Origin of the sequence: Janthinobacterium sp. Mn2066 (genome assembly GCF_049319705.1) — a bacterium.
In the GTDB taxonomy this organism is placed as follows: domain Bacteria; phylum Pseudomonadota; class Gammaproteobacteria; order Burkholderiales; family Burkholderiaceae_D; genus Janthinobacterium.
In genome coordinates this window covers 1-17,736 of the sequence record NZ_JBMOUF010000003.1, presented here as the reverse complement: position 1 = coordinate 17,736, position 17,736 = coordinate 1, and the positions used below count along the sequence as shown (strand labels likewise).

Annotated in this window: 13 protein-coding genes and 1 rRNA gene; 5 read left to right on the top strand and 9 right to left on the bottom strand. The window is 59.0% G+C overall.

The annotated features are described in order from the left end of the window. Positions 1 to 79: 79 nt before the first annotated feature. Positions 80 to 1,036: an amino acid ABC transporter substrate-binding protein gene (locus ACL9RI_RS06395; protein ID WP_422725751.1), complete on the bottom strand. Its 957-nt coding sequence runs from the start codon at positions 1,034 to 1,036 to the stop codon at positions 80 to 82. Between the two features lie 178 nt (positions 1,037 to 1,214). Next, complete coding sequence (locus tag ACL9RI_RS06390; RefSeq protein ID WP_422725750.1) at positions 1,215 to 3,059, bottom strand: ABCB family ABC transporter ATP-binding protein/permease; 1,845 nt, start codon at positions 3,057 to 3,059, stop codon at positions 1,215 to 1,217. Positions 3,060 to 3,120: 61 nt separating this feature from the next. On the opposite strand from ACL9RI_RS06390, the gene ACL9RI_RS06385 reads away from it, so the two are divergent. Together ACL9RI_RS06385 and ACL9RI_RS06380 are read left to right on the top strand one after the other, a co-directional pair. Next, positions 3,121 to 3,561, top strand: coding sequence for an acyl-CoA thioesterase (locus ACL9RI_RS06385; protein ID WP_183681598.1), 441 nt, complete (start codon positions 3,121 to 3,123; stop codon positions 3,559 to 3,561). Positions 3,562 to 3,576: 15 nt separating this feature from the next. Beyond that, positions 3,577 to 5,169, top strand: a complete 1,593-nt coding sequence (locus ACL9RI_RS06380) for an alkaline phosphatase D family protein (RefSeq protein WP_422725749.1) — start codon at positions 3,577 to 3,579, stop codon at positions 5,167 to 5,169. Here ACL9RI_RS06380 and ACL9RI_RS06375 read toward each other — a convergent pair. Then, positions 5,166 to 6,035: a LytR/AlgR family response regulator transcription factor gene (locus ACL9RI_RS06375; RefSeq protein WP_422725748.1), complete on the bottom strand. Its 870-nt coding sequence runs from the start codon at positions 6,033 to 6,035 to the stop codon at positions 5,166 to 5,168. The genes ACL9RI_RS06380 and ACL9RI_RS06375 overlap by 4 nt on opposite strands. A gap of 162 nt (positions 6,036 to 6,197) precedes the next feature. Between ACL9RI_RS06375 and ACL9RI_RS06370 the strand changes: the two genes are divergently transcribed. Next, on the top strand, positions 6,198 to 7,370 hold the full coding sequence (locus ACL9RI_RS06370) for an acyltransferase family protein (protein ID WP_422725747.1): 1,173 nt from the start codon (positions 6,198 to 6,200) through the stop codon (positions 7,368 to 7,370). On the opposite strand, the gene ACL9RI_RS06365 is transcribed toward ACL9RI_RS06370, so the two are convergent. The 4 genes from ACL9RI_RS06365 to ACL9RI_RS06350 form a co-directional block, all read right to left on the bottom strand. Beyond that, complete coding sequence (locus ACL9RI_RS06365) at positions 7,367 to 9,049, bottom strand: long-chain-fatty-acid--CoA ligase (protein ID WP_422725746.1); 1,683 nt, start codon at positions 9,047 to 9,049, stop codon at positions 7,367 to 7,369. The two genes, ACL9RI_RS06370 and ACL9RI_RS06365, sit on opposite strands and share 4 nt — an antisense overlap. Before the next feature lie 70 nt (positions 9,050 to 9,119). Then, entirely contained in the window at positions 9,120 to 10,808 is a 1,689-nt protein-coding gene (locus tag ACL9RI_RS06360; protein ID WP_422725745.1) for a long-chain-fatty-acid--CoA ligase, read from the bottom strand. Between the two features lie 275 nt (positions 10,809 to 11,083). Beyond that, positions 11,084 to 12,133 (bottom strand): aminopeptidase, encoded by a 1,050-nt coding sequence (locus ACL9RI_RS06355; RefSeq protein ID WP_422725744.1) that lies wholly within the window; start codon positions 12,131 to 12,133, stop codon positions 11,084 to 11,086. Between the two features lies 1 nt (position 12,134). Next, positions 12,135 to 14,213, bottom strand: coding sequence for a molybdopterin-containing oxidoreductase family protein (locus ACL9RI_RS06350; protein ID WP_422725743.1), 2,079 nt, complete (start codon positions 14,211 to 14,213; stop codon positions 12,135 to 12,137). Between the two features lie 207 nt (positions 14,214 to 14,420). Between ACL9RI_RS06350 and ACL9RI_RS06345 the strand changes: the two genes are divergently transcribed. After that, positions 14,421 to 15,614 carry a M20 aminoacylase family protein gene (locus ACL9RI_RS06345; protein WP_422725742.1) on the top strand — a complete coding sequence of 398 codons (1,194 nt, stop codon included), beginning with the start codon at positions 14,421 to 14,423 and terminating at the stop codon, positions 15,612 to 15,614. A 6-nt stretch (positions 15,615 to 15,620) separates the two neighbouring features. Here ACL9RI_RS06345 and ACL9RI_RS06340 read toward each other — a convergent pair whose 3' ends face one another. Continuing rightward, positions 15,621 to 16,523 carry an NAD(P)-dependent oxidoreductase gene (locus ACL9RI_RS06340; RefSeq protein WP_422725741.1) on the bottom strand — a complete coding sequence of 301 codons (903 nt, stop codon included), beginning with the start codon at positions 16,521 to 16,523 and terminating at the stop codon, positions 15,621 to 15,623. A gap of 130 nt (positions 16,524 to 16,653) precedes the next feature. Between ACL9RI_RS06340 and ACL9RI_RS06335 the strand changes: the two genes are divergently transcribed. Further along, the gene (locus ACL9RI_RS06335) at positions 16,654 to 17,214 is read left to right on the top strand and encodes an acyloxyacyl hydrolase (RefSeq protein WP_422725740.1); all 561 of its coding nucleotides are present in this window, start codon (positions 16,654 to 16,656) and stop codon (positions 17,212 to 17,214) included. 208 nt (positions 17,215 to 17,422) lie between these two features. Here the strand turns inward: ACL9RI_RS06335 and rrf are convergent. Then, positions 17,423 to 17,535: ribosomal RNA gene (rrf, locus tag ACL9RI_RS06330) — 5S ribosomal RNA — on the bottom strand. Between the last annotated feature and the right edge of the window lie 201 nt (positions 17,536 to 17,736).

Genomic DNA, 17,736 nt, shown 5'->3' with positions numbered 1-17,736 from the left:
TTGTCCTTCCCATGCAGCGGCAAGGTGCCCCGCAAATAAAACGGGAGGCTTGCGCCTCCCGCATGAATATGCCGCGTACTTACTTCTTCTTTTTGTCCGAGGTCTTTTGCGCTTCCGGGACGGCCGCATAAGCTGCCGGGTCGCCGGAGTCGGTCGGATTGGCCAGCACGGCCTTCAATTGCGGCGGCATGGGGAAGTTCAGGTTGATGCCCTTGGGTGGAATCGGCGCGGTGAACCACTTGGCGTAGATGCGGTTGATATCATCGCTCTTGTACAAACGGACCAAGGCATCGTCAACCGCCTTCTTGAAAGCAGGGTCGTTTCTGCGCAGCATGATGCCGTAAGGCTCTACCGACAGCGCTTCTTTGGTGATCTCATAATCGCCGGGATTCTTCGCGCTGGCCACTTGCGACGCCAGCAGGATGTCGTCATTCGCTTCAGCCACTGCGCGCCCCGTTTCCAGCATCAAGAACGATTCGGGATGGTCCTTGGCAATGGCGATATTCATGCCCAGGTTTTTTTCCTTGTTCAGTATCGTCATCTGCTTGAGGGTGGACGTGCCGGCGGTGGCCACCAGGGTCTTGCCGCGCAAGTCTTCCAGGGTCTTGATGTTGGCCGTCTTTTTCGACAGGATGCGGTTGCCGATCACAAACATGGTGGGCGCAAACGCCACCTGCTGCTGGCGTTCCAGGTTATTCGTCGTCGAGCCGCATTCGAGGTCGACGGTGCCGTTGGCAATCAGGGGAATGCGGTTGGCCGACGTGACGGGATTCATCACCACTTTGAGCTGGCTCAAGCCCAGGTGTTTTTGCAGGGCCGTGACGACCTTCATGCACAGGTCGATCGAATACCCCTGGTATTGCTGTTTATCGTCGAGGTAGGAAAACGGCACCGAACCGTCGCGCACGCCGAGGGTAATGGAACCGGCTTTCTTGATCTTGGCCAAGGTCCCCGTCAACTCCTGGGCAGTGGCAGGGGACATGCTGCCGAGGGCGCCAATGCTGAGCAAGGTGGCGGCTATTCTGGTTAATTTCATTCATTCTCCTGGACGGACAAACCGGGGCGAACCCCGTACGAAACAACGCTGGTGCAGACGCCACCAATACCATTAATTTTATTTCATTTTTGACGTAACGCTCATCATTTTCTCAATTGGATATCAAATAGTAGCGATACGCAGTGCGCATCGCCGCCGCTGTGGCATTTGCAGACGCTTATTTCGTTACGTCCAACTCAGCCAATTCATCTTGCTCATCATCCTGATTCGCCTGCTGGCGTTGCCACATCTGCGCATACAGGCCATCGGCAGCCAGCAGTTGCGGATGCGTGCCGCGCTCGACGATGCGGCCATGGTCGAGCACCAGGATTTGCTGGGCGTCGGCCACCGTCGACAAGCGATGCGCAATCACCAGCGTGGTGCGGTCCCTGGCGATTTCTTTCAACTGCGACTGGATCGCCTGTTCCGCCTTGGAATCGAGCGCCGAGGTGGCTTCATCGAAGATCAGAATCGCCGGGTCTTTCAGCAGGGTACGGGCAATCGCCACGCGCTGTTTTTCACCGCCCGACAGTTTCAAGCCCCGCTCGCCCACCATGGAGTTGTAGCCATCAGGCAAGCTCTCGATGAAATCGTGGATCGAGGCCGCCTTGGCCGCCGCCACGATGGCTTCACGGCTGGCGCCCGGTTTGCCATACGCAATGTTGTATTCGATGGTGTCGTTGAACAGCACCGTATCTTGCGGCACGATACCGATGGCGGCGCGCAAGGAATCCTGCGTGACGTGGCGCAAGTCCTGGCCATCGATGGTGATGCCGCCGCCATCGACTTCATAAAAGCGGAACAGCAAACGCGACAGGGTGGACTTGCCCGAGCCGCTATGCCCGACCACGGCCGTGGTGGTGCCGGCGGCGATTTGAAAATCCACATCGAACAGGATTTGCCGCTTGGCTTCATAGTGAAAATCGATATGGTTGAAACGCACGGCCGCACCGCGCGTCATCAGCGGTACGGCATCGGGTGCATCGGCGATTTCACGGTTTTCATCGAGCAACGCAAACAAGCGCTCCATATCGGCCAGGCTTTGCTTGATTTCACGGTAAATCACGCCCAGGAAATTGAGCGGAATATACAGCTGGATCATGAAGGCATTCACCAGCACCAGGTCGCCCAGGGTCATGCTGCCGGCGATCACGCCCACCGTGGCGCGCCACAAGATCAAGGTGACGGCGGTGGCGATGATCAGCGACTGGCCTGTGTTGAGCAAGGACAAGGAAGTCTGCGATTTCACAGCCGCCGTTTCATAACGTTTCAAGCCTTCGTCGTAACGTTGCGCCTCGTAATCCTCGTTGCCGAAATACTTTACTGTTTCATAATTGATCAGGGAATCGATGGCCTTGGTATTCGCCTTCGAATCGAGGTCGTTCATGGTGCGGCGGAAATGCGTGCGCCAGTTCGTCACCAGCACCGTAAAGGCGATATACGACACCAGCGCGACGGCCGTAATCACGGTAAACCAGATGTCGTAATGCAGCACCAGGTAGCCGAGCACCAGGGTGATTTCCACCAACGTCGGCAAGATGTTGAACAGGGTGTAGGAAATGAGCGAACCGACGCTGCGCGTGCCGCGCTCGATGTCGCGCGTCATGCCGCCCGTCTGGCGGTTCAAATGAAAGCGCAGCGACAAGGCATGCAGGTGGCGGAACACTTGCAGCGCGATGGTGCGCACGGCCCGCTGCGTGACCCTGGCAAACAGGAATTCGCGCAATTCCGTAAACAAGGTGGTCGACAGACGCAGCAAGCCATACGCTACCAGCAAGCTGACGGGCAGCACCAGCAGCGCCTGTGGATGCGCGGCCGTGACCGTCATGGCGTCGACCAGTTTTTTCAGCACCAGCGGCACGCCCACGTTGGCCAGCTTGGCGCCCACCAGGCAGAGCAGTGCCAGCAGCACGCGCCATTTATAGACCCATAGATACGGCAGCAAGGTCTTGATGGTGGAAAAATCGCTGCGGCTGGCGCTAGCTGGCGGGCGAGTGGGAGGGGTAGTCGGGGAGCGGCGCATGGCGAAGGTTGGCTTTTTATGGTTCAATCGGGGCAATTGTAGCCTTTCATGAGAATAAACGATGAGTACCTCCCCCGCCCGCCCCGATAACTGCCTCGCCTCCGGGCTGCCCGCCGGGAAAATGCCCGAACTGCGCATGATGCCCGCGCCATCGGACGCCAATGTCTATGGCGACGTTTTCGGCGGCTGGATCATGGCGCAAGTCGATATCGCCGGTTCATTACCCGCCACCCGGCGCGCCAACGGCCGCGTGGCTACCATTGCCGTCAACTCTTTCGTCTTCAAAAACCCCGTGTTCGTCGGCGATTTATTATCCTTCTACGCCGATATCGTCAAGGTCGGCAATACCTCGATCACCGTCAACGTGGAAGTGTATGCCGAGCGCAACCGCCTGCAGGCGTGCACGGTCAAAGTGACGGAAGCCACCCTGACCTACGTCGCCACCGATTCGGACCGCAAGCCGCGCAAGGTGCCGCCGATCGAAACCCTGCTGTCACACTAATCCCCCGCTTCTGCCGTGGATAGCCAGCGCCGCATCTTTTTGCTCAGCACGGCACGCATCGCCGCGCTGGCCGCTGCAGGCGGCGCACTGTCCGGTTCCAGCGCCAGCGCGGCGACGCGCATCAATGGCGCCGCTTATCCATTTGCGCTGGGCGTCGCTTCCGGCTCGCCCTTGCCCGACGCCGTGGTGCTGTGGACGCGCATCTGCCACGACCCGCTGCATGCGGCCGCCACGCCAGCCATCGCCTTGAGCGTACGCTGGGAGATGGCCGACGATGAAGCGTTTCGGCGCATCGTTGCACGAGGATCGGCGCAAGCCACGCCGGCACTGGCGCACAGCGTACACGTTGACGTGGGTGGGCTGGCGCCCGGGCGCTGGTATTGGTACCGCTTCATGCTGGGCGACGCCGTCAGCCCGGTCGGCCGTACGCGCACGGCGCCCGCCTCCGATACCCTGCCCGCCACACTCAAACTGGCGGTGGCTTCCTGCCAGCACTGGGAGTTTGGCGCCTATGCGGTGCACAGGCATATTGCGGCAGCCGCACCCGATCTGGTGGCGTTCCTGGGCGATTACATTTATGAGTGGGGCCCGTATCAGCTGCAACACCCGGCCCGGGCCGTACGTAGCAACGAAAGTTTTACGCTCGACGAATACCGGGCCCGCTACGCGCAATACAAGAGCGACCTCGACCTGCAGGGCGCGCACCAGGCCGCGCCATGGATCGTCACCTGGGACGACCATGAAGTGTCCAACGATTACGCGAATGACCGCGACGAATTGCTCACACCCAACTTCCTGGAACGCCGGGCGGCCGCCTACCAGGCATTTTATGAACACATGCCGCTGCGCCTGCTGCCGCTGGGCCGGCGCGGTTTCGTCGACATGCGCATCTACCAGCGCTACGACTGGGGCCGCCTGGCCCGTTTCCACGTACTCGACGACCGGCAGTACCGCGCCCACCACGCTTGCGCCAGGCCCGGACGCGGTGGTTCGAATTCGGTCACCACGCGCAGCTGCCCCGATCTGCTGAAACCGGAACGCACCATGCTGGGCGAAGAACAGCAGCGCTGGTTGCAAGCCGGGCTGGACAAATCACCGGCGCACTGGAATATCCTGGCCCAGCAAACCTTGATGGCACAATCGAGCCAGGTGCCCATCCTGAAGCCTGGCGACGAGCGGATCTGGACCGATGGCTGGGATGGCTACCCGATGGCGCGCCAGCATTTATTGAATAGCTTGCACAGCAGCGGCGCGCGCAACCCGCTGGTGCTGTCGGGCGACGTACACACTTTTTATGCCACCGAACTGAGCCGCGATGCCATGCGGTCCGCCAGCCGCGACAATCCCGTGATCGCCACCGAATTTTGCGGCACCTCGATCACGTCCAGCTCGCGCCCGCAAGCGCGCACGGCCGAGTACGTGGCGATGAACCCGCATATCCGCTACGGGCGCAGCGACAAGCGGGGGTATATGTTGCTCAATATTACTCCGGAGAAAACTACGACGGCGTTCCTGGGCCTGGACAATGTGCGCGACAGTGCATCGAATATCGCCACCCTGGCCAGCTTTACGGTACACGACGGCAAGCCGGGCTTGCAGCGTGGCTAAGAAGCCATCGACAGGTTTTTCAAGGCATCGCGATAACGCCGGCTGACCGGCACTTCACCCCCCGTCCGCAGGCCGGCGCGTGCATCGCCCGACTCCAGTGGCGTGATGGTTTGCACGAAATCAAGGTTGACGATGTAGCTGCGGTGCACGCGCACGAAGCGCTTGCCATCGAGCCGCCGCTCGATGGCGGCCATGGTCGAGCGCAGTGGATAATCATGCCCGCGCACATGCAGGTTTACATAGTTGCCCCACGCCTGTATCCATTCGATTTCAAAGGCTGGCAACAAAAAATCCTTGCCCAGCTTGCGCACCAGGAAACGTTCAGGCTGCTGCACCGGTTCCACGGCCGGCCCTTCGTCGGGTTCCCCCAGCAAGCTCGCCTCGCCTTGCCAGCGCATCAGTAGCAAGCGATAAAAACCCAGCACCAGCAAGACCTCGAAATAAGAGCGCACATCTTTCAGATACTCATACGGCAGTTCGCGCCACCATGCACCGAAATCGTAATTGCCGCCCTGGCTCCAGTAGACCAGCTTGCGCAAGGACACCATGGCCGCCACATGCACCAGGCTGTACACCACCGAGGCGGCCAGGTGCCAGCGCAGGTTCTTGCGCTCGAACACCAGCTGCAGCGGCCGGAACTGTTCTGCCAGGATAACCACGGGTATCAGCGCCAGCAACACCATATTGCTGCTCCATTCCCACACGGCCACTTCCCAGAAGGGCACAGCAAGTCCGGAACGGTGCAGGTCGACCCAGACCAGCCAGCTATTCATGATGGCCTGGTTCAGATACAGCACAATCCAGAATCCTGGCTCGGCCACATGGCGCCAGCGTTGATAGCGTTGCAACAAGGCAGTCGAAGACATGTTCAGGGAGTCAAGGCAGAGAGAATGACAGGATTGTACGGTCCCAGGGCCGTCCCAGGGGCTGCTATTCGTCACAGGCAGCCGTCCGCTGGTCACTTCATGCTGGCTGGCAGGATGCATGCTGCCTAAGCTGGCCTTCTTTTCACTCTTCTTGCATGGACCATGAGCCCTGATTCCCGCCGTCACGATATCGATGCCTTGCGCTTTCTCGTTTTCAGCCTGCTGATCTTTTACCACACAGCCTTGCTATACCTGCAAGGGTCAGACTTTCATATGCACAGCAGCTATGCCACCGACTCATTGAATATGGCGCTGGTGTTTACCAACCGCTGGCGCATGGAAATCGTCTTCATCGTTTCCGGCGTGTCGTGCGCGATGATGTCGCGTCCCTCGCGTGGCGCCTTTTTGTGGCGGCGCGTCAAGCGGCTGCTGCTGCCGCTGCTGTTCGGCATGGCCATCATCATCCCGATCCAACCGTATTGCGAGGGTGTCAGCAAGGGCCTGGTGGAACCCGGTTATGGCCAATTCCTGCTGCACTATTTTGGCGGCTATGCCTGGCCCGCCGGGGCATTTTCGGGCTGGCAATATGGGTTTACCTGGAATCACCTGTGGTACCTGGTGTACCTGCTGCTGTACACCGTCGTGCTGGTGGCGCTGCAGCCATTGCTGGACCGCATAAAACCCGTGTTCCAGCGCCTGCGCGGCTGGCGTCTGCTGGTCTTGCCAACCCTGCCCACACTGGCGGTAATGGCATTGCTGAGGATGCGCTATCCGGAAACCCATGCGGTGGTGCATGACTGGTACGCGCACGGCATCTATTTCACGATGTTTTTATATGGCTGGTGGCTGGGCAATGACAAGGGGCTGTGGACAGAACTGGCACGCCTGCGCTGGCATACCCTGGTCTTGGGGCTATGCGCGTTTGCCGCATATATGTTTTTTGACAAGATCCATTCGGAACACTTGCTGACCTGGGCGTCGCTGGGTTCCTGGCCCATGCGCAACCTGTACATGTGGCTGGCCATCTGCACCATCCTGGGATGGTCGCATACGCTGTTGAACCAGCCCTTTACCTGGCTGCCATGGGCGCGGCAAGCCGTGTTTCCCTGGTACATATTGCACCAGAGCGCCATCATCCTGCTGGCCTACTGGCTGGTGCCCTTGAAGCTGGGCCCGGTGCTGGAACCGCTGCTGATACTGACGGGCACGGTGATGGTGTGCTGGCTGGGCACCTCGCTGCTGATCAGCAAGGTGTGGTGGCTGCGTCCCTGCTTCGGCTTGCCCGCCCAGCCAAACAGGCGTTTGGTGGCGGACAGGGCATTACCGGTGAATTAGGCAGCTTTCTTTTCATCGCGCAATTGACGGCGCAGGATCTTGCCGACGTTGGTCTTCGGCAATTCATCGCGGAACTCGATGTATTTCGGTTTCTTGTACGCCGTCAATTCATGTTTGCAGTGTTCGCGGATCTGCTCCACCGTCAGGTTCGGATCCTTGCGCACGACAAACACTTTCACGGCTTCGCCCGAGTTGGCGTCCGGCACGCCGATGCAGGCGCATTCGAGTACGCCAGGGCAGGACGCCACCACGTCTTCCACTTCGTTCGGGTACACATTGAAGCCGGACACGATGATCATGTCTTTCTTGCGGTCGACGATGCGCACATAACCGCGCTCGTCCATGATGCCCACGTCGCCCGTCTTGAAAAAGCCATCAGGCGTCATCGACTTGGCCGTCTCATCGGGGCGCTGCCAGTAACCGGCCATCACTTGCGGCCCTTTCACGGCGATTTCGCCCGGTTCGCCCAAGGCCACTTCCACGCCGTCATCATTGACGATGATCACTTCCGTCGACGGGATAGGCAAGCCGATGGTGCCCGTAAATTCCGTGATGTCGACGCGGTTGCCCGTTACCACCGGCGACGTTTCCGACATGCCATAGCCTTCGATCAGCGGGCAGCCAGTGACCTTCAGCCAGCGTTCAGCCACATTGCGCTGCAAGGCCATGCCGCCGCCGTTGCACACTTTATAGCTCGAAAAATCGAGCTTGGCGAAATCGGGGTTGTTCAGCAAGGCGTTGTACAAGGTATTGACGGCCGGGAAGACGACAATCTTGTGCTTGGCCAATTCCTTCACGAAACCGGGAATGTCGCGCGGGTTCGGGATCAGCAAGTTCAAGCCGCCCAGGCGCATGCCCATCAGCGCGCTGACCGTCAGGGAATAAATATGGTACATCGGCAAGGCGCACACAAAACCCATCGAGGAGGCGCGCATGTCGCGGGTCATCACCGGTGCGATCCAGGCCTCGTTTTGCAGCACGTTGGCGATCACGTTGCGGTGCAACAGCATGGCGCCTTTCGACACGCCCGTAGTGCCGCCCGTGTATTGCAGGAAGACGATATCATCATGCCCCTGGTTAGCGGGCGTCAAGGTCATGCCGGCGCCTTCGGCCAGCATCTTGTTGAAGCTGATGGCGCCCGGCAGCGAAAACGCAGGCACCATTTTCTTGATCTTGCGCACGACGAAATTGACGATGGTGCCTTTCAAGCCGCCCAGCAAATCGCCCATGGTGGCGACGATCACATGCTTGACCTGCGTGTGCGGCAGCACTTCCTGCACCGTGGTGGCAAAGTTTTCCAGCACGATGATCGCCTCGCTGCCCGAATCGGTCAGTTGGTGCTGCAATTCGCGCGGCGTGTACAGCGGGTTCACGTTGACCACCGTGTAGCCGGCCCGCAAAATCGCCGCCATCGCCACCGGGTATTGCAAGACGTTCGGCAACATGATGGCCACGCGCGCACCCGGTTGCAAGCCCTTGCTTTGCAGCCAGGCGCCCATTTGCAGGGACAGCTTGTCCAGCTCGCGGTACGTCATGAACTTGTCCATGCAAACGAACGCGTTGCGGTCCGCATATTTCTGGAACGATTCTTCCAGCAAATGCGTCACGGAACGGTATTGCGTGCAATCAATCTCTGCCGGCACACTGTCCGGGTACGACTTCAACCAAATCTTGTCCATCTCGCCTCATCTTTATCTGTATAAAAGGTGCACCGCCATAGCGCACCCTGTTGCCATGTCACTTGCTGCCCTATGCTGCTACTGCCACCTTGGGCTCATCGCGCAAGGCCCTGCGTAAAATCTTGCCGACGTTGGTCTTCGGCAATTCCTCACGGAATTCAATGTATTTCGGCCGCTTGTAGCCCGTGAGCTGTTCCTTGGAATACGCCATCAGGGCCGCCACGGTCAGGTTCGGATCCTTGCGTACCACAAACACTTTCACGGCCTCGCCCGAATGTTCGTCCGGCACGCCGATGCAGGCGCACTCGAGCACGCCAGGGTGGGCCGCGATCACGCCTTCCACTTCGTTCGGATACACATTGAAGCCGGAAACCAGGATCATGTCTTTCTTGCGGTCAACGATACGCACGTAGCCGCGCTCGTCCATGATGCCCACGTCGCCCGATTTGAAATAACCGTCGGCCGTCATCACCTTGGCCGTCTCGTCCGGACGGTTCCAGTAGCCGGACATGACTTGCGGGCCACGAATGGCGATTTCACCCGTCTGGCCCAAGGCCACTTCCTTGCCATCGTCATCGAGGATCACAATGTCAGTCGAAGGGATAGGCAAGCCTATGCTGCCCGTAAATTGCGTGCTGTCTGCGCGATTGCAGGTGGCAACGGGGGAGGTTTCCGACAAGCCATAACCTTCGATGATGGACACGCCCGTGATGCGCTGCCACTTGTCATTGACGGCTTGCTGCACCGCCATGCCGCCGCCATTGGCAATCTTCAGGCCCGAGAAGTCGAGCTTGGCAAAATCGGGATGATTGGCCAGCGCGTTGTAGAGGGTGTTGACCGCCGGCAGCAAGTTGAATTTGTACTTGCCCAGCTCCTTGATCAAGCCAGGAATGTCGCGCGGATTCGGGATCAGGATATTCAGGGCGCCCACGCGCGTACCCCACAGCGCGCACGCCGTCAGCGCGAAGATATGGTACAGCGGCAAGGCGCATACGACGATCAGTTGCTCCTTGCTGTTCGGGTCCAGCGCCGCGCCCGACCAGGCTTCCGTTTGCAGCACATTGGCAATCACGTTGCGGTGGCTCAAGGTTGCACCTTTCGACACACCCGTGGTGCCACCCGTATATTGCAGGAAAGCGGCGTCATTGATCGTGACTTCGACCGGCGTCAGCTTCATGCGACTGCCGAGCGACAAGGCAGTGTTAAAACGCATGGCGTTCGGCAAGGAATATGCGGGCACCAGCTTCTTGACGTTGCGCACGACAAAATTGACAAGCGTGCCTTTCAAGCCGCCCAGCATGTCCCCCATGGTAGCGACGATGATATGTTTCACGGCCGTCTTGCTCAGCACTTGCTCGACGGTATGGGCAAAGTTTTCCAGCACGATGATCGCTACACTGCCCGAATCGTTGAGCTGGTGTTCCAGTTCGCGCGCCGTGTACAGGGGATTGACGTTGACCACCGTGTAGCCGGCACGCAGCACGGCCGCGATGGCGACCGGATACTGCAGCACATTGGGCATCATGAGGGCGACCCGCGCGCCTTTTTTCAGGCCCCGGCTTTGTAAAAAGGCGCCCAATTGCCGCGAGTACAGTTCGAGTTCGGCATAGGTGAGAAATTTGTCCATGCAGACATAAGCGTGGCGGTCTGCATACTTTTGAAACGCTTCTTCCAGCAAGTGCACCAGCGAGCGGTATTGATCAGGATTGATGTCGCTGGGAACGCCGGGGGGATACGACTTCAGCCAAATTTTGTCCATCCTGTGCCTCTTGTCTCGAATAATCGTTGGTGTAGCCGGCGCACATTGCCGGCGCGGATTATTGCTGCGGATTCTAGTGTCCTGCAGTCATTGAGCATTCTAAAGAGCAATTGCTCTATGCTACTAACGCGATGCTATCGGGCGCGGCGCTTCCATGCAAGCGCTTTCAACGGTATTTGAGCATGTATTCCAGAGGCATTTTGTGCTGCATTGCAGCATGAAAAATACGGCCTGGCTGGATAAGCCGTCTTGGTAAATACAACAATCTTTACGGGTCACGGGCTGGACAATTGCTGCAGCACGCGTCGACGCTCGGGCTTGTCCAACAGAGACATTGTGTGCACTGCAGCATAAAAAGCACGAAAGTTCTTTTTTTCTTCCAGCAATTTTTCGAAGGCCGGCAAGAAATCATTGTAGGTAGCGACGGAAGCCAGGTGCGCATTGCTCAAAGGCTGCTCGAACCAGCGGTCATAACCGGCGTAACCACCCCAATTTTGTTTCAAAACCTGGTATTCGGCTTTCAGGTCGGTAAACACCTGCGCCTTGCGGATCCGTTTCTCGGCATCGCTGGCATCGCTGGCGTACGCCGTTTCCAGTTGCCCCCGATACTTCAGCAATAGCGCCAGGAAGTCCTTGCGCCGCGCCGCATAGCGAGCGTAGTCGTCGCGCATGGCATCGCTGCCCGCATGGGCCAGCCAGCGCTGCACGCCCGCCTCTTCCACGGCCACAGCAAACGATTCATTGAAGGCGGAATCGCCCTGTACATACACGACCTGATGCGCGAGTTCATGGAAAATCATGCGCGCCAGTTCGGCATCGTTGTAATGGATAAAGGTCGACAGCAGGGGATCGTCGAACCAGCCCAGGGTGGAATATGCGGGCACGCCGCCCACCTGCACATCGTAATGCTGTGCACGCAAGGTCTCGGCATAGGCCAGCGCCTCATCCTTGCTGTAATACCCACGGTAATTGACGCAACCGGCGATAGGAAAACACCATTGCAAGGGCTTGAGCGATAGCTCGGGCGCGGCCACCACATTCCACAGCACAAAGGGCCGTTGCAAGGCCGCGTAATTCTTGTAGCTGCCATTGTCGGGCAAGCCCAGTTCATCGACGGCGAAGCGGCGTATCTGCTGCGCCTTGGCCAGGCGCGCCTTCAGGCGGGGATCGGTGGCCGGATCTTTCATCCAGTCATCGACCGGGCGCGCGCTCGACCATAGTGAATATTGCCCTTGCGCCGCCTGGGTGTAGTAGCGCAACTGGGTGCAGCCGGCCAGGCTCAGGCAGAGCACAAGCGCCAAAGGCAAGCCGAGCGTGCGGCGCATCTCAGGCCGCCGCCTTTTCCACTTGCACCAGCGTATCGTAAAAGGTGGGCGCCCGGCCCATGTCCGTCAGGCGCTGGCTGGTGACTTCGTTGGCGTTCTTGCCGTCGCTGGCCAGCTTTTTCCACCAGACGGACAAGCCCACCACCAGCCCTTTGCGCGCCTTGTCCGTGACCCTGGCCCTGGCCACGAACGAGCCACGGTCATTGAAGATGCGCACCATGTCGCCGGCCGCAATGCCGCGCGCGGCGCAGTCCTCGGGATGGATGTCCAGATGCGGTTCGGCTTCCGAGGCACGCAAGCTTTTCACGTTGACGAAGGTGGAATTCAGGAAATTGCGGGCCGGCGGCGAAATCATCGCCAGCGGATAACGGGCCGCCAGCGCAGGATTGCTGGCCAGCGATTCATACGGCGCAATGTAAGCCGGCAAGGGATCAAGCCCCGCCTGCGCCATCGCTTCGGAATAAAACTCGCAGCGCCCCGATGGCGTGGGGAAACCGCCTTGCGCAAACGGCGCATCGGGCATGGCCAGTTTTTGCCAGCCGGTCCGCTTCAGCGATTCCCAGTCGAAATGCACGGCGCGCACATCGGCCGCATCGAACGCCTGGGCCGCCAGCGCATCGTCGCTTTCCTGGAAGCAAGGGTCATCAAAACCCATGTGGCGCGCCAGCAGGCGGAAGATTTCCGTATTCGCCTTGGCCTCGCCCAGCGGCGCCACGGCCGCATTATTGGCCATCATGTACAGATGACCATAGGTGGCGTGCGCATCGATATGTTCCAGCTGCGTAGTGGCGGGCAAGACGATATCGGCGTAATCGACCGTATCCGTCTGAAAATGTTCGAGCACCACCGTAAATAAATCCTCGCGGGCAAACCCTTGCGCCACCTTCGAGGAGTCCGGCGCCACGGCCAGCGGATTCGAGTTATAGACAATCACGGCCTCGATTTGCGGGCCGAACTCGGGCGAGCTGGTTTTCAGCAAATCGTCGCCGATGGTGCTCATATTGATGGTGCGCGGCGTGCCCTTCAGCAAATCAGGGCGCTGCAAGGCCTTGCGCTGGATAGGGAAAGATCCCGAACTCGACAATTGTATGCCGCCGGCCGCATGGCGCCAGGCGCCCGTCAAGGCAGGCAGGCAAGCAATATTGCGCACGGCCATGCCACCGCCATGCACGCGCTGCACCCCGTAATTGGTGCGGATGGCGGCGCCTTCGCCATTGCGCGCCGTCTGGCCATACAAGCGCGCCAGTTCCACCACTTCCTGCACGCTGATGCCGCACACTTGCGCCGTCCGCTCCGGTGGCCATTCGGCGGCGCGCTGTGCCAATTGTTCATAGCCCAGCGTGTAGTGGGCGATATAGTCATGGTCGACCAGGTCTTCCGCGATCAGGACATGCATCAAGCCCAGGGCCAAGGCCGCATCAGTGCCTGGCAGCAAGGCGATATGCTGGTGGCATTTCTCGGCCGTCAATGAACGATACGGATCGATCGCGATCAGAGTGGCGCCACGCCGTTTCGCTTCCTGCGCCCGCATCCAGAAATGCAGGTTGGACGCAATCGGATTGCCGCCCCAGATAATGATCAACTTGGCATTCTGGAATTGTTCCAGGTCCGTGCCGATGCTGGCGCCCACCGTATAGCGGTAACCGGTGGCGCCGGCCGAGGCGCAGATGGTGCGGTCCAGCAACGATGCACCGAGTTGGTTGAAGAAGCGGGACGACATCGATTCGCCCTGCACCAGGCCCATGGTGCCGCAATAGCTGTAGGGCAAGATCGCTTCCGGCGCCCGCGCTGCAATCGGTTTCAAACGCGCCGCGATGGTCGCCAGCGCCTCCTCCCAGCTGATCGCCTCGAACTTGCCTTCGCCTTTCTTGCCTGTCCGGCGCAGCGGCGTCCGCAAGCGGTCGGCATGGTAGGTGCGTTCCGTGAAGCGCGACACCTTGGTGCACAGCACGCCCGCCGTGGTCGGATGGTCGGGATCCCCCTTGACTGCGGTGGCCACGCCATCGGTCACCGTCACCAGCAAGGCGCAGGTATCGGGGCAGTCGAGCGGGCAAGTGGCGCGGACTTGGGTAGTGATCATGGTGCAATCCAAAAACGTGAGGGGAAGGTAATACTGTAAACGATTTCCACGTACTTGCTGATGCGGCAATGGCAGACTCGGGCGTGCGCTGGATTTACAAAGCAAACACGGGCTACAATGCTTGCTTCGCCGCCCATGTTTTTGATCAAGCATATGCGGCCCGGTGCGCCATACACGGTTGCGCGCCTGCATACACAGGAGAATTCGATGAAACTGGTTGATCCCATCATAGCGTTTCAATCCGAGCTGCAACGTATCCGCCGCGACCTGCACGCGCATCCCGAGCTGTGCTACGAAGAACAGCGTACCTCTGATGTCGTCGCCGCCAAGCTGACGGAATGGGGCATTCCCGTCGTGCGTGGCCTGGGCCGGACCGGTCTGGTCGGCATTATCCAGAATGGCACGTCCACGCGCGCCATCGGCCTGCGTGCCGACATGGATGCCTTGCCGATGCAGGAAATCAATACTTTTGAGCATGCATCGCGCCATCCTGGCAAGATGCACGCCTGCGGCCATGACGGCCATACGGCCATGCTGCTGGGCGCCGCTTATCATTTGGCACAGCACCGCAATTTCGACGGCACCGTCTACCTGGTCTTCCAGCCCGCAGAAGAAGGTGGTGCCGGCGCGCGTGAAATGATCAACGACGGCTTGTTTACCCGCTTTCCGATGGATGCCATCTATGGCATGCATAACTGGCCAGGTGCTGAAACGGGCACCCTGAGCGTGGTGGAAGGACCGATGATGGCTTCCAGCAACGAATTCTATGTCACCGTCAAAGGCAAGGGCGCCCATGCAGCCCAGCCACACAAGGGTATCGACCCGGTGATGGTGGCCGTGCAAATCGCGCAAAGCTGGCAAACCGTCATCACCCGCAACAAGAGCCCGCTCGATACGGCCGTGCTGTCGATCACGCAAATCCATGCCGGCAGCGCCACCAATGTGATTCCCGATGACGCCAGCCTGGTCGGCACCGTGCGCACTTTCACCACTCCCGTGCTGGACCTCATCGAAGAGCGCATGCGCGAAATCGCCGTCCATACGGCTGCCGCCTTCGGTGCGGAAGTGGAATTCAAGTTCAAGCGCAACTATCCACCGCTGGTCAACCACGCGAAGGAAACCGCGTTTGCGGTGGAAGTCATGAAGGCCGTGGTCGGCGCCGACAAGGTCAATGACAAGGTCGAACCGACCATGGGGGCGGAAGATTTCGCCTTCTTCTTGCAGGAAAAGGCTGGCTGCTACATCTTCATCGGCAATGGCGACGGCGACCATCGCGATGGCGGCCACGGCCTGGGCCCATGCGTGCTGCACAATGGCAGCTACGACTTCAATGACAATCTGTTGCCGATCGGCGCCAGTTTCTGGGTCAAGCTGGTTGAAGAAAGCTTGCCGCAAGGCTAGAGTGCACTAACTCAGCTTATCCGGGCCGTTTCCCAGGCGCTGGCCCGGATTCAATGCTTCCAGGGCCAGCAGGGCCGCCGAATGGTCCGCCAGCGCATGGTTTTCGGCCAGCACTTCATATCTCTGCGTCACCAGTTGCGTAACAGGCAGGCTGAGCTGGGCAGCGGCGGCCGCATCCAGGATATTATGCATATCCTTGAGCTGGGTTTTCACCTGACCTCCGGGAACAAAGTTACGCTCAAGCATGCGCTGCCCGTGCACTTCCAGAATCCGGCTTTCCGCAAAGCCACCGCGTATCGCCGTGCGCACCGCCGCCGGATCGGCGCCCGCCGCCTGGGCCAGCAACAAGGCTTCCGCCACGATATTCAAGGTGGCGCCCACGATCAGCTGATTGCACAGCTTGGCTACCTGGCCGCTGCCGGCCGGGCCGACCAGGGTTGGCCGTCCCATTACCGCCAGGATCGCTTCCACGCACGCATAATGCGCAGCGCTGCCGCCGGCCATGATGGCCAGGGTTCCCGCCTCTGCACCAGCCACCCCACCGGATACGGGCGCATCGATAAAACCATGGCCATGTGCAACCAAAAGTGCATGCAATTGCTGCGCCTCGCTTTGCCTGGTCGAGCTCATGTCGATCCATAAGGTATCGGGTGCCAGCGCCGGCAAGGCAGTGGCAATGACTTGTTCGACAATAGGCCCTGCCGCCAGCATCGAGATCACGATATCGGCCCCGGAGACCGCATCCATCAAGGTGTTGGCAACCAGAGCATCGCAAGATAACAACGATTTGGCCTTGCTCTGCGTGCGATTCCAAACTGTGACAGAATAGCCAGCTTGCAGCAAACGGCGCGCCATCGGTTCGCCCATCAGACCTATACCCAGGAAGGCGATCTTTGTAGAGAATGTCACTGCAGCTCCTATTGCCTGAAGTTAAATAATGGTAAGAATAGGTTCTACACTTGCTAAACCCACTACAATCAGCGGCGCGCTACCCATGGCTAGTGCGCAACCGATGGCTAATTTTACGATGAAAGAATATATGTCCTACCAGAAACAAGCATTAAAATCCCTGGCGCTGGCCGCTGCCTTGCTGGCTAGCCACGCAGCCTTCGCTTCCGACGACAAGCTGATCGACTCGGTGTATGGCGAATTCGCCACCGGTACGCAAACCCAGATGGTACGCGCCGGCGTGACTTCCGACTGGAGCCAACGCTGGTTCCAATCGAACGGTACGCACCTGAGCGGCTACTGGGATGCGAATGCTGGCGCATGGCAAGCCAACCGCTATCAAAACGTCGAAGGCGCAAAGCAGCATCTGTACGATATCGGCTTTACCCCGGTATTCCGCTTTGAACGCGACGATAAAAAGGGTTTCTATGCAGAAGGCGGCATCGGCGTGCATTTGCTGTCGAAGCTGTATGACAATGCCACCTATCGCTTGTCGACCCACTTCCAGTTTGGCGACCACGTCGGCGTTGGCTACGTGTTCAACAATAAATGGGAAGTCGGCATGAAGATCCAGCATTTCTCGAACGGCGGCTACAAAAAGCCGAACACCGGCGTGAATTTCCTGAACATCAAAGCGGCTTACCACTTCTGATCGATCGAAACTGAAATGAAAAAGCAGCGCGCAGCGCTGCTTTTTTTTCGCCTCGGGGTCAGACCCCACACCAGCCAGCATGATTGCACCAGCGCGCCTCAAGGGGGTCTGACCCCAGCCGTTCAGGTGTTGGGGTTCATTCCAGCAAAATCAGCAGACGTAAAAAAACCCCAACCGGATCACCGGAAGGGGTTTTTTCGAATAACAAGCCTGACAATAACCTACTTTCACACTGGTTGCAGCACTATCATCGGCGCAAAGTTGTTTCACGGTCCTGTTCGGGATGGGAAGGGGTGGGACCAACTTGCTATGGTCATCAGGCATAACTTGTAATGACGCTTGTTCTCAGTGGAGCAACAAGGCCATGAATCTGGAAGAAGCAAAGATCGGGGTAATGAATAGTTGTATCAACACACACGCAACGTTGTACCGTCTTATCCTCTGCACCTGCTAAGGTTATAGGGACAAGCCGTACGGGCAATTAGTACTGGTTAGCTTAATGCATTACTGCACTTCCACACC